The organism is Shewanella sp. HL-SH4 (assembly GCF_051164845.1).
Classification (GTDB): Bacteria; Pseudomonadota; Gammaproteobacteria; order Enterobacterales; family Shewanellaceae; genus Shewanella; species Shewanella glacialimarina.
In genome coordinates this window covers 1,808,453-1,821,877 of sequence record NZ_CP195037.1, presented here as the reverse complement: position 1 = coordinate 1,821,877, position 13,425 = coordinate 1,808,453, and the positions used below count along the sequence as shown (strand labels likewise).

General features: G+C 41.6%; 11 protein-coding genes and 1 pseudogene. 4 read left to right on the top strand and 8 right to left on the bottom strand.

The annotated features are described in order from the left end of the window. Positions 1–3: 3 nt before the first annotated feature. The 4 genes from ACRWQL_RS08900 (at position 4) to ACRWQL_RS08885 (ending at position 3,530) form a co-directional block, all read left to right on the top strand. Positions 4–519 carry a thioesterase domain-containing protein gene (locus tag ACRWQL_RS08900; protein WP_434953147.1) on the top strand — a complete coding sequence of 172 codons (516 nt, stop codon included), beginning with the start codon at positions 4–6 and terminating at the stop codon, positions 517–519. 161 nt (positions 520–680) lie between these two features. Beyond that, on the top strand, positions 681–1,274 hold the full coding sequence (locus tag ACRWQL_RS08895) for an FMN-dependent NADH-azoreductase (RefSeq protein ID WP_434953146.1): 594 nt from the start codon (positions 681–683) through the stop codon (positions 1,272–1,274). A gap of 126 nt (positions 1,275–1,400) precedes the next feature. Further along, a complete protein-coding gene (locus ACRWQL_RS08890; protein WP_434953145.1) occupies positions 1,401–2,018 on the top strand; it encodes an SCO family protein in 618 nt (205 codons plus the stop codon). 9 nt (positions 2,019–2,027) lie between these two features. Then, positions 2,028–3,530: a methyl-accepting chemotaxis protein gene (locus ACRWQL_RS08885; RefSeq protein WP_434953144.1), complete on the top strand. Its 1,503-nt coding sequence runs from the start codon at positions 2,028–2,030 to the stop codon at positions 3,528–3,530. A gap of 283 nt (positions 3,531–3,813) precedes the next feature. On the opposite strand, the pseudogene ACRWQL_RS08880 reads toward ACRWQL_RS08885, so the two are convergent. The 8 genes and pseudogenes from ACRWQL_RS08880 to ACRWQL_RS08845 form a co-directional block, all read right to left on the bottom strand. Further along, positions 3,814–4,062, bottom strand: a pseudogene (locus ACRWQL_RS08880) (beta-ketoacyl synthase chain length factor); the annotation flags it as partial. Positions 4,063–4,392: 330 nt separating this feature from the next. Beyond that, positions 4,393–5,295, bottom strand: a complete 903-nt coding sequence (locus ACRWQL_RS08875; protein ID WP_434927915.1) for a DUF3014 domain-containing protein — start codon at positions 5,293–5,295, stop codon at positions 4,393–4,395. Between the two features lie 120 nt (positions 5,296–5,415). Next, complete coding sequence (gene recG, locus ACRWQL_RS08870; protein ID WP_434953143.1) at positions 5,416–7,491, bottom strand: ATP-dependent DNA helicase RecG; 2,076 nt, start codon at positions 7,489–7,491, stop codon at positions 5,416–5,418. Positions 7,492–7,623: 132 nt separating this feature from the next. Beyond that, positions 7,624–8,250: a response regulator transcription factor gene (locus ACRWQL_RS08865; RefSeq protein ID WP_434927916.1), complete on the bottom strand. Its 627-nt coding sequence runs from the start codon at positions 8,248–8,250 to the stop codon at positions 7,624–7,626. Positions 8,251–8,307: 57 nt separating this feature from the next. Then, positions 8,308–9,402 carry a sensor histidine kinase gene (locus ACRWQL_RS08860; RefSeq protein ID WP_434953142.1) on the bottom strand — a complete coding sequence of 365 codons (1,095 nt, stop codon included), beginning with the start codon at positions 9,400–9,402 and terminating at the stop codon, positions 8,308–8,310. A gap of 126 nt (positions 9,403–9,528) precedes the next feature. Then, positions 9,529–10,218 carry a hypothetical protein gene (locus ACRWQL_RS08855; RefSeq protein WP_434953140.1) on the bottom strand — a complete coding sequence of 230 codons (690 nt, stop codon included), beginning with the start codon at positions 10,216–10,218 and terminating at the stop codon, positions 9,529–9,531. A 266-nt stretch (positions 10,219–10,484) separates the two neighbouring features. Then, positions 10,485–11,417 (bottom strand): calcium/sodium antiporter, encoded by a 933-nt coding sequence (locus tag ACRWQL_RS08850; RefSeq protein WP_434930684.1) that lies wholly within the window; start codon positions 11,415–11,417, stop codon positions 10,485–10,487. A gap of 152 nt (positions 11,418–11,569) precedes the next feature. Continuing rightward, a complete protein-coding gene (locus tag ACRWQL_RS08845) occupies positions 11,570–13,225 on the bottom strand; it encodes an AMP-binding protein (RefSeq protein ID WP_434953138.1) in 1,656 nt (551 codons plus the stop codon). Positions 13,226–13,425: the final 200 nt, after the last annotated feature.

Here is a 13,425-nt window from a genome sequence, read left to right as displayed (position 1 = left end):
AGTATGACTCAGCATCAACCGCTAATAGAAGAACTGGTGAGCACCTGGTATCAAACCATTCCGCTCAGTCAGTTTATGCAGATTGAGGTGTTGTCATTTACTGATGCGATTAATTTACCAACAAATATTGAACCTGCAGCTTCCCGTGCTGAGGTGCCTTTATCTAAAATCAGTGAGCTAATAACCACAGCACCGTTAGCACCCAATATTAACCTTCATCAAACCATGTTTGCCGGCAGTATTTATACTTTGATGACCTTAACGGGTTGGGGCATGGTATGGCTGCAACAGCAGTTGGCCTCGGTCACGGGTGACATTGTGCTTGCTGATGCGCAGGTGAAATATATTGCGCCAGTGCGTCAACAACCTACCGCGAGAGTGATTTGGCCTGCATTAGACTTGTCACCGCTGGCACGAGGGCGGCGAGTTAAAGCCGAGCTTACGGTTGAACTCTGGTGTCAGGATGTATTATGCGCTCGTTTTTGTGGCGTTTATGTATCTTTACCTTCTGCTAAATAGGTGTTCATTCTATTTTTTAGAACCTTAGTGTCGATTTATTCCGCTATTATTCCATTTATTAGTAAGTATACTGTTGTTATTCCATCAAGGCAGCGATTCAACGTGTTTGAACGTAAAGGGGTCCAGTGCTGAAGATGACGACACGACTTTAAGGAATAATCATGAACAAAGTATTAATGTTGAAATCGAGTATTTTAGGCGAGCATTCACAATCATCAGTATTATTAGATGACTTGGCAATGTTATTTAAAGATAAAGGTGCAGCAATCACTACACGCGATTTGGCACTAGACCCAGTACCTGTATTAGATGGCGAACTGGCAAATGGTTTACGTGGTGGCGATAATTTATCTTTACGTCAACTCGATGCCTTAGCGTTATCTGATAAATTAGTCGCTGAGCTCCAGCACAATGACACCATAGTATTAGCTGCTCCTATGTATAACTTTATGATCCCTACGCAACTTAAAGCTTGGATTGATTTTATTGCTAGAGCAGGTGTGACATTTACCTATACAGATAAAGGGCCACAGGGATTATTAATCGGCAAAAAAGCCGTGATTGTGGCTTCCAGTGGCGGTATGCATAAAGATGCTGGCAGTAACCATGTCGTGCCTTATTTAACCACAGTATTAGCGTTTATTGGCATTACAGATGTAGAAGTTATTTATGCTGAAGGGTTAAACATGGGCGCAGATATTGCCGCATCAGCAATGACAAATGCAAAGCAAGCGTTAAAAGCAATATCATTGTAATTATTCGATTACTTATTAAAAAAATCCCGTAAATGCCCATGATTGAATATACTCAATCATGGGCATTTTTTATGATAATGTATTAACTTTTACCCAGATATATTATTTCGCTAAGCGGTGAGGTGAATGACAAAAACGCAAAAATGGTCGGCAGTTGGCTTTATTGTTACCGCACTATTTTTAGTGCCTCTATTAATGATTGCAGCACAATTCATTACCAGCACAGATGGCCAAAGCCGATATGGTATTAATGCTGAAAATTTAGCACCCTTAAATTTTCAATGGCAAGATACTAAGCTTAATACGCATATTTTTCCTGCTAATTCTGGTCAGTTCACTTATTTGTTTGCTGGATTTTTGTCTTGTTCAGAAATCTGTCCAATACGCATTCAGCAATTACATCAGCTTGAAAATGCCATTGCCCAAGATACTGAATTGGGCCAAGTAGATATAGTATTTATGTTTATTACTATTGACCCTGATAATGATACTCCAGCAATTCGACAGCAAATGATTGATGCCCAGTCAGCTAGATTTGTCAGTGCCGCGCTGGCAGAATCTGATCTATTGAGGTTTTCCCAGCATTTGTCTGAAAATATTCATGCGTATTCACCTACTAATAATCACGTAGGTAATCTATATTTAATTGCACCGAATGGACATATTGCTCGTATTTACACAGCCAAACAACTTTCGACCGACAAGATGTTAGCTGAATTAAGACAATATATAACATCGAAATAAAGGATCGCTATGATTGAATCGCAAGCCATTGAACGATTATTAAAAAATGATGCATATGTATACCGAATATTATTAATGCAAGCACCGTTACTTATTTTGAGTGGTTTTTTTGGTGCGAAAATGCTCATGTTTACCGGTGTTTCAGCGGTTGCTATCGCAGTGTTAGTGCAGGCAAGTTACAGCATGCTTAAAGGTACGCCGTTATTTGGTATTGTTGCAGCAGTAATCATGATGACGGTATCTGCGCTATTAGTACAAAGCCAAATGGGTATGATTGAAATGCATTTTCATATCTTTGCTTCTATGGCTATTTTTTTGATTTATCAGCGTTGGCAGCCTTTGTTAGCCTCTTTATTAACTGTTGCCGCCCATCACGTGCTATTTACCTATATTCAGCTTTCAGGTGGTAGTTTTTTTGATACGCCTATAATGATTTTTGCCGGCGATTGTAATTGGAGCATTATGTTTGTCCATGCTTTATTTGCTGCTGTTGAAACGATGATTTTAATTAAAATATCACTCTTCATGCGTGAAGACTCATCGGCGAATATACGCATCGCCGATGCTATTGAGCAAATTTCGGCTAATAAAGACTTATCTATTAGGCTGAGCCCTGCTACGACTTCAGCAGAGAGTGCATTTAATTTGATGTTGGAAGAGCTGAGTCAGTTGTTCAGTGATTACCATGATATTGCCGCGAAGATGACTAAGACGTCAGATCAATTACTGATGTTAAGCGAGCATACTCAAGAGGCTATGAATCATCAGCAGCATCAGGCTCATTCAATTTCGCAAACGGCGCAAAATGTGATTCAGTATTTTCACCAGGTTACAGATAACAGCAAATTATCAGCAGAGCAGGCACACACAGCAGCTTCATCTAGCGTGCAAGATAGACAAAGTGCATTGTCGATCATGAAGGACATGCAGTTATTAGAAAGTAATACCACAGAGGTAACCGAATCTTTAACCGATTTAACCAAAGACGTCACTTCCATCACCACCTTATTACAAGCTATTCGCAGTATTTCTGAGCAAACTAACTTGCTGGCATTAAACGCGGCGATTGAAGCTGCAAGAGCGGGTGAAAGTGGCCGTGGTTTTGCTGTGGTTGCCGATGAAGTGCGCGCTTTAGCACAACGAACTAGTCAGTCAACCGATGAAATTGCCAAAGTATTAAGTCGATTAAATAACAGTATGCTGAAAACAGTTGAGTCAATGGATGAAGGCAAGCAACGTACCACGGCTAATGTGGCCCATACAAACGTTATTGCATCGGGACTGGCGGAACGAGCTAATCAAATTGAGCAAGTTGCTAGCTTAAGCCGTCATGTTGCTGATGATACAGAACAGCAGGGTAAGCAGTTAAGTCATATTGGCAGCGAAATGAGCGACAACATGAACACAGTTACCTTGTTATCAGAGCAAATTGCTAAGTTAGCTAATGGAGTGACCAGCATGAAAGCAATTACTGAAGAGTATCAAACCAAAGCGGCGATATATCGTGTTTAATTACATGCTTTAACATGTCTGTGTTTAAGGAAAAATGCGATTCGAATGAGTCGCATTTTTGTTAAAGCTAAGCAGTTAGGCTTAACGGTAAGAGTTTAAATGCTCTGATACGTAACTGCGTAGCTTTTTCTGGTTCGGTTTCAGACGGCCTCACTGTCACAGGTTTGAATTTCTCCATTGCCAGAGACTCAAAGTACTTTGGTTATCCAGGCATAGGCATCAATCGCCAGTTTATCATTAGTTAATTCGTTTAAACGGGCTAGCTTGGCTTTATCTTTATTAGTGCTTAATATGCCATAAATTCCACTGCTAATATTATGTACGGACTGGCTAAAGGCCATGGGGGAAAGAGGTTGTTTGGCTACCACATCTTCAAGCAAGCCAATAGTGCGATTGAGCTCACCGTGGCGGGACGAAAGATACTGCGAGTTGACACTTCTGCTTGGCAGTCAAATGCGACAGTAAGCATCATTTTGCTTAGTCGACTGAACCGGCGTCTTTGCATTGCAGGTATTTGAGAAAGCGCTGGAGACACGTTATTGAGTACAGTTTGTTGATTTGGTCTCAGCTAGAGCGACCAACTTTTTTTTTGGAAAGTCAGGTGTCCAAGCACTCCATGATAAAATATCAAATGCTAACTGCACTACATTGCTTCTTTGTTGCCTAGTCGTCCTTATCTAAGTAGGCATTTTTGTTTGCGAGTGAAAATAGGAGAGATCACTGGCAATCAAAAATCGACAGGTTGACTCTACACTAAAGTATGAAGGGCTAAACAGTCTTGCTTGCATAAAAAAGCAGCAGGAAAAGAGGTTTTTTCGCTGCTGCTTCTTATAGGTTACTCAAATGTTACAGTGTTGGCTGGCTATTGAGGTAATAAAGGTTGTAATCGTTTTACGGCATTTTTAATTTTACGGGTGTTTTCTGGTCCCATTCGAACAAGCAGTTTTTGTGCATTCGGTAGTGCTTCTAAATTCGCATCAACGTACTGATAATTGACCGATATTGAGGTTAATTCAATAGGATCTTCAACAATGGGGGCGTCAGCAATCATTTTAAAAGCTTGTTGCATGCGTTCATCAAAAGTCATATTGGTATAACCCAGTTCTGTAAACGCTTCTTCAAATAATGGCTTAAGTTCGCGATAAGTCGCAGCAAGTTCTTGATCGTTCAAGCCAGAGACAAAATCTGCGTATAAATCATAGCGATGATAGCTATCTGGGTTTAAGTAAGTTTTATTAGTAATTTCACTCACCGAAAACTTATTGCTGGGCCCCTGCATTGGGCTGGCTTTACGGATCAACTCACCCTGAGCTAAGTTATCAATAAAGACCACAAATTGACGCGCCATATCTTTTTTCAAAATAAGCGGCTCAATTTTCATTCCATTGGCAACAGCTAAGGTTTTCTTGGCAACAAAGTCATCAGATTCCGCTAATGGTGGTAAGGGTTCTGCAACGACTTTAGGGGCTTGTGACTCTCCACCCAATGGCACAATATCAGATACTGATGTATCAGTTGTATCAGTATCTGTAATCGACTCTTCAATAGGTACCTCTTCGATAGGGTTCATTGGCACGGGTTCTGGTAACTCAATAGGTGTTGGCATGGCCGGTTCTAATTCAGCTGAGTCTTCGCCACTCATATAGAAGTAACCCGCACCGACTATCAGTGCAACGATAACGCCGCCGATAATGGCGTTATTCATATTTGGTTTTGTTTCAGCTTCAGTCGCGGGTGTCGCTCTATCTTCTTTATTAACCTGCATTGTAATTCCTTAGCTGTTTAAAGCTGATAATACGGAACAGAAAGAGTAAATACTGTTTCCATTGTGCAAGATTACGCTTGCATGTCCATAGGGTGGTTAAAATATAAATAAAAAATCATCTTATGCCTGCACATATTGTTGTCGTTCACCCAGCCATCGTTGAATGATTAAGTCGACGTTATCGGGCACTTGTTGATAAACATGCACAGCAAGCTTTTGAATGCTTGGGATCAGGTGTTGGTCACGCATTAAATCAGCAATTTTCATTTCTGCCAACCCAGTTTGTTTGGTACCTAATACTTCACCAGGGCCTCTGATCTCTAAATCTTTTTGAGCAATAACAAAGCCGTCATTACTATTACGTAGCACACCTAATCGCTTGGTCGCAGTATGTGACAATGGCGCTTTATATAACATGACGCAATGACTTGCCACCGCACCACGACCAACACGTCCCCTTAATTGGTGTAATTGAGCCAACCCTAAACGTTCAGGATTTTCAATAATCATCAAGCTAGCATTAGGCACATCAACGCCTACTTCAATCACAGTCGTCGCAACAAGCAGCTGTATTTCACCTGCTTTGAATTTTGCCATGACCTGTTGTTTTTCAGCGCTTTTCATTCGCCCATGTACTAAGCCAATAGTGAGTTCTGGTAATACCTCAGTCAGTTCCGCCGCGGTATCTTCAGCAGCCTGACATTCTAATACTTCAGACTCTTCAATTAAGGTGCATACCCAGTAAGCTTGACGATTATCTTGCAGCGCGGCTTGCCTAACTCTTTCTATCACATCATTGCGGCGACTGTCGGATACGGCTACCGTGGTAACTGGCGTTCTACCAGGGGGGAGTTCATCAATCACCGAGGTATCTAAATCCGCATAGGCTGTCATGGCTAAGGTTCTGGGTATTGGGGTGGCAGTCATGATGAGTTGATGTGGATGAAAACCCTGACTAACGCCTTTTTCGCGTAAGCCTAGACGTTGATGAACACCAAATCTGTGTTGTTCATCAATAATTATTAACGCCAGTTTATGAAAGTGAACCGCCTCTTGAAATATTGCATGGGTACCAATGACTATCTGTGCCGCTCCCGAAGCGATATCTTCTAATGATTGTGCTCTTGCCTTACCTTTAATTTTACCCGCTAACCAACCTACTTTTACCCCTAAAGGTTCAAACCATTGGGCGAAATTAATCGCATGCTGTTCGGCTAATAACTCAGTGGGTGCCATCATAGCCACTTGATAACCATTTTCTATGACTTGCAGCGCGGCCATTGCAGCAACTAATGTTTTGCCTGAGCCTACATCGCCTTGCACTAATCGCATCATAGGATGCGATTGCTGTAAGTCTTGGCTTATTTCAGCAACAACGCGCTGTTGCGCCCCTGTTGGCCTAAAAGGGAGATTTTTTAAAAATGGATTAAGTAGTTGGCCGCTTGCGGCGATTGAAATAGCGGCATCACGCTGTGATTTTTGTCTTAGCTGTAACATGCTTAAGTTATGGGCGAGCAATTCTTCTTGGACTAAACGTTGCTGGGCAGGGTGTTGCCCTTGCTCAAGCATAAATGGATCGACATTTTTATCCGGTCGATGAAGTAGCATTAGGGCTTGCGGCAGTGTCAGGTTGTTAGGTTGTAGGTTAGCGGGAATAAGCTCTTGTAAGCCACCTTGATTTAACATTAATAGGGCTTGATCGGTTAACTTAATCCAACTTGCCTGCTTTAACCCTTCCGTTGTCGGATAAATTGGGGTTAAGGTTTCGCTTAAGTTACTCTCATCACCGGGTTGGATAATTTTATACTCAGGGTGAACAATTTCAGCATGATGATTACCACGACGAATTTCACCATAGGCGCGGATCATCGCGCCTTGTTGCATACCATTACGTTGTGCCATCGAAAAATTAAAAAACCGTAATGTCATTGGTCCTGTGTCATCACGCACATTGCAGATAAGCATTCTGCGACGACCTTGAATAATTTGCGTGGACTGAACTTCGGCTTCGATGGTGCCGTAGCCGCCAAATGAGAGGGCGTTAATAGGGTCGATTTGAGTGCGGTCTTCATAACGCAGTGGTAAATGAAACAGCACATCTTGTACTGTTTTAATGCCTAGCTTATGCAGCCTTTCAGCCATTTTTTTAGCCACACCTTTTAGCTCGGTGATGGGCACTAAATCTAAACGCAACAAACGTTATTTACTCCACTAAGTTATGCTTAACTTAATTTGCTAAGCAATTTCATAGTACTGTGATTATATACATATGTTTTACTATCTTAGCAGAGATTAGATCTAAGGCAATATCAAGATATTAGCTTAAATTTATAACCAACCTTTTTGTTTGGCAATTCGGGCAGCATCAATGCGGTTGCTGGCATTGAGTTTAGCGATTGCTTCAGACAAGTAATTACGTACCGTACCTTCGGCAATAAAGAGTAATTTGGCAATATCGCTGGTGGCTTTACCTTCGCTGGCTAATCGCAGTGCTTGGCGTTCTTTATCATTTAGCGGGTCAATTTCACCTATGGCGGCAAACGCAAGCTCAGGGTCAATCACGCGCTTGCCTGACATGACTTTAATAATGGCATTAATTAACTCATCTGATGGGGCATCTTTTAATAAAAAACCATTTACACCATATTCTAAGGCGCGTTTGATGTAACCGGCTCGGCCAAAGGTGGTTAGAATAATCACTTTGGTTGTGCTGGATTGTGATTGTAGCCATTGGCTTAAATCAAGTCCGGTTTTATGCGGCATTTCTATGTCGGTGAGTAATAAATCAAAAGACTGTTTTTTCAGCAAAGCTAAAGCTTGCTCACCGTCTTCAGCTTCTGTAATTTCAAAGCCATTAGCTAAATGCGCGAGGGGCAATTGGCCTTTGGCCAACGTAAGCAGTGCCACTAAGGCACCACGGATCATAGCCTGGTCTTCAGCGAGTAAAATTTTCATACGGTATCGTTTCCCTTTGCTTTAGCTCTTTATTGTTACCGCGACTGACTACTAACCTTAATGCGTTGCATTGGGTAGGGTGATATTCAGCTGAAAGACTGGTGTCGTTTGATATTCAAATGTGCCATTTAATAAATCTACCCGCTCACGTATGCCTTTTAAACCATTACCTTCGGTAATCTCTTTTGCGGCGGTATTCTGGCTGAGACTAACATGAATATGATGTTCATCTTGAGCAAAAATTAGACTCACCTTTTCAGCATGACTATGTTTAAGGCAATTATTAACAGCCTCTGTCAGAATGAGCGCTAATTGTGACTCGGTAAGATCAGTTGATGAGGGAGTATCACCCTCCACATTTACTTCTATACCTTGATCGCGCAAAGATTGTATTAATGTAGGCAAACAAGCTTGCAGACCTTTATGTTTGTAGTTCGACACAGTTTGACGAATTTGGCTAAGGCTATCACGTGCTATTTCGGCTAATTGGCTTAATTGTGTTTGGGCCAAGTCTAATTGATTTGCATGAAGTAATTTTCCAGCAAGTTCGGCTTTTAAGGCAATAGAAGATAAATTGTGGCCCATAATGTCGTGTAAATCACGCGCAATGCGTTCACGTTCTAATGCGGTTGCCAGTTGGGTTATCTCGTCTTGTGAGCGCTTATGCTGACGCTTAATACGTTGACGATTTTGTTCAATAATACCAAAAAACCCTACACCTAAACTAATGCCCATGCCATAAAAAGCGAAGTAATACCCTTCAATATTAACGACTTGATTCAATAGTAATAACAACAAACAAATTGCCAAAAACCCTAAAGTAGCCGTGCGTAATGTATAGAAAAAGCCAATAAAAAAGCATACAAATGAGAATAATGAAATAGTGCCGGAGGTAAAAGGTGTCGCCACAATCGCGCATGTTAGCATTAAGATGATAGGGTAAAGCGCTTTTTGGGTACTGCTGTTATATGCCCAAAAATATCCGAAAATAAAGGGCACTAATATTAACAGTGCGACTATGATATTGAGCCATTGACCTTGCATAAAAAACAGCGGCACAAAGTAAAAACCTAGGTTTAACAGGTATACCCAAGCCGTTTTTTGCTCGTAGCTTTTTTCAGCAGTTAGGGCGTTGTTATTAAAGTAACTCATGGTGCTCATTCCCGTTTAATCATTAGGTCGTGCTGATAATTAAGGCGCTGTTAATCATATGTTAACTGCGCCTTAATTGCGCGTATTTGCACAAGCCTTTATTTAAAAAGGCCTTTAATATGACGCTTACTTTGACACCTGCTTTGCTGTTTGCTGACTGAGTAAAAATTTAGCCCAACCATATTGCGCATCAACCGTTAACGCGGTTTGCCAGTCAGAAATTGCCCCTGCCAGATCGCCATCTTCTTGTTTAGCTAGCCCGCGCCATGTGTAGGCTTCGGCGTGCCCCCAGCAAATACTTTCACAAGGAGCTTCAAAAAGCGTAATGGCTTCTGTTGCAAGTGTTTGTGCTTTGTCTATACCGCCACCAAATATCGATGGGGTATTGAACGCGCTAATGGCTTGCACTAATTTAACCCTTGGGTTGGTCGCATCAAGTTGCTCTGCTTGGGTCAGTAAACGTGATGACTTCATGCCTAAGGTGGCAGCTTTGCTGCTATCAAAGGCGATTTGCATGCCATAGATTGACGCTAATAGCGCGCTGGCATCGGCACTATTTTCTCTGTTAATCAGCTGTGCAAGGTTTGCTTGAGCTGAATCTAAGTGAGTGCTGGCAAGCTGTCGCTGCCCCAATATATTAGCGGTTATTGCTAAGCGATACTCTGCATAAGCTTTTTCATAATCAAAAGTTTGGCTACTAATTTGTTTTAGTTGCTCAATATTCATGGTGTTGGCCGCGGCATCAATTTGGTTTATGTCAGCAAAGCTTGCGTGGCTAATAAGGGTTAAGCTGCCAATCAATAATAGTGTTTTCATGTCAATCTCCATTTGTTTCATGTTAATAAGCCAAACCAGACTGGTTTGAAACTGAGATAATTATGTCGAGAAACAGTGAAGCTTGGCAGACACATAGGTCATGGATTTGATATGACAAATGTCATCAATTTTAGGTGAGTTTTGTAGGCATAAAAAAACCGCCTATAAAATGAGACGGTTTTTTTGCTGGACACCAAGATGGAGATTTTGGTTGTTAGTAAATCTACTTAGGTGTTTATCAACACCTGCTGATTAGCATGTTTAATTTAAGCAACCACTTGAGAAATCAAGAAGCCGGTATAACCAATATAGCCCGTTAGCAATACCGCACCTTCGCGACGACCAATACGCAGTCCGCTCCAGGCAAAAGGTAATACCATAATGGCGAAAATGATCATGGCGATGAAGTCTATTTGATTAAACCCCTCTGCAGATACCGGGTGGATTAATGCTGTAGCGCCCAATATGCCTAAAACGTTAAAGATGTTCGATCCCACTACGTTACCGATAGCAATATCACTTTGGCCCTTTAATGCAGCCATAACCGAAGTGACTAGCTCTGGCATACTGGTGCCAATAGCCACAATCGTTAAGCCGATAATGACTTCACTAATGCCAAACATTTTGGCGAGATCTACTGCGCCATCAACGAATAAAATTCCGCCGCCAACCAGCATAGCAATACCGACAATAATAAGCCCTACAGACAGCAATGGGTTTTGTGGCGTGGTATCAATATCTAATTCTTCAGGTTCATTTTTTGAACTGACGTAGCTAAATACTAAGTAACCCACTAATAAGCTGAATAAAATAGCACCGTCGGTAAAGCTCACTACACCGTCAAGGAGTAAGAACCAAACTAAGATAGATGCAGCAATCATGATGGGAATATCACGTTTAACCATTTGTGATTGTATTTGGATCGGTTTAATTAATGCGGTAATAGCCAGAATTAATCCGATGTTAACAATGTTTGAACCAACAACGTTACCTAAGGCAATGCCTGGGTTGCCAGCAAGAGCAGACTTTATGCTGACGGCAAGCTCTGGTGCACTAGTACCAAAAGCCACAATGGTTAAACCAATAATCAGCGGGGCAATACCGAGCTTAAGTGCAACAGCACTTGCGCCACGAACTAGGGCTTCAGCCCCAATGGTTAAAATAATAAATCCGCCAAGAATGGCTAATGCAATTAACATGTTGCTCTCATTTAATGAAGTGGCGCGGTATTAACCATTAGCCACTTAAGGGTTACAGACATAATGAGACGTATATTGACAGAATATGTCAAAAAAATACACGCATTCAGCGTGTATTTTTTTGTCTATTTAATGAATTTTAGTTCATCAATTTATAGCTCATCTTCCCAGCGAATTTTTGCACCACGAACACCCTCTACTTTAGCGCTAAAGGCTTTTTCAAGCACATGACGTTTAATTTTAAGGGTTGGGGTTAATACATCATTTTCGATAGTCCATGGTTCTTTGACAACAATAATTGCATCAACATGTTCATGGGATTCAAGATTAGGATTTATGCTGTCTAAGGTAGCCTTTAATGAGGTACGCACTTCTTCACGTGGTTGTAAATTGGCGCCTTCAGACAATTGTACTAGGGCAACTGGGTGAGGTAGACCTGAACCGATAACACAGATTAACTCGACGTGTGAGTCTTGAGCCAGCTTGCGCTCGATAGGCACTGGCGCAACGTATTTGCCTTTTGATGTTTTGAAGTTGTCTTTCACACGACCGGTAATATCTATATAACCATCACTGTCTATTTCACATAAATCGCCAGTATGGAAAAATCCATCTTCATCAAATGCCGCAGCAGTGGCTTCATCTTGTAAATAATATCCTTTCATTAAACCAGGACTTTTTACTAATAATTCACCTTGTTCGGTGCGGCGAACTTGGCAGCCTTCAATTGCGCGGCCGACAGTGCCAATCTTATCGGCATTAAAAGGGTAGTTAATAATCGAATAAGCGCAGTTTTCGGTCATACCCCATGCTTCACAAATATTCATACCAATACTGTGATACCACTTCAGTAACGTGGGTGGAATAGGCGCTGAGCCTGAGCCGAGTAGACGGCAATGTTCTAAGCCAAGGCCTTTCTGAATTTTGCGTTTAATAATGCTATTGATAATAGGTAATTTAAGCAGGAAATTAAGCTTATTTTGGCCAATTTTATTAACAATATTAAGTTGGAATAAGGTCCATAAGCGGGGTACTGAAAAGAAAACCGTTGGACGGCAACGTTTCACGTCTTCAACAAAGCTATCTAAGCTTTCAACAAACGCCACCGTTGAGCCTGAGTAGAAAGAGGACCCTTCCATGGCAATACGTTCAGTGATGTGAGCCAGAGGCAAGTAAGACAGCAGTCTATCGGCAGTATTGGTTTGTAAGTCACGTACCACAGCCTCACAGGTCCAGCTGTAATTAGCAAAGGTATGAATAGCGCCTTTGGGCTTACCTGTTGAGCCTGAGGTATAAATGATGGTCATAGTGGTGTCGGGCGTTGGATACTCAGCATCAACAAGAGGCTGACCCAATGACAATAACTGATCCCATTGATACTGAGCTGGCATAGTGTCATAGGGCATGGCTAGGCGTAAAATTTCACCACCGACACCGGCTTCTTGGTCTGCCCAGTAGTCTAACTTACCGATAAAAATAGCCTTAGTACCACTGTGTTCTAACACATAGCGAATGGTATCGGCATTGGCGGTAGGGTAAATAGGTACGCTGATGTAACCGCCTAGCATTAAGGCTAAGTCTGTAATAAACCATTCGGCACAGTTTTTAGATAAAATAGCGACTTTATCGCCGGGTAATAAACCCAGATGACGTAATGCGCCTGCGATTTGTTGAACTTTTTGTTGTACTTCGCGCCAGGTGAAGTCGTTATAGCTGCCATTAATCGGCTGGCGTAAATAGACTTTTTCGCCGTGTGTTTCAACCCAATGCGCAAGCATTTCAACGGGTGTTTTAATTGCATTATTCATAGGGCTATTCTCTGATTTATTGTTTTTAATTAAGATTAGTTCAAACATGCGTTTGAACCAGTATGGCGAGTTTTATGAGCCGGCGCAAATGGTTTGAGTTGATAGGATCGTAAACGTTATGAATCAATAGAATGCTCTGACCAGCTAGATAAGTGACGTCTTATAATTGAATGTAATGGTATGTAGAGAAAAGCTCTCAG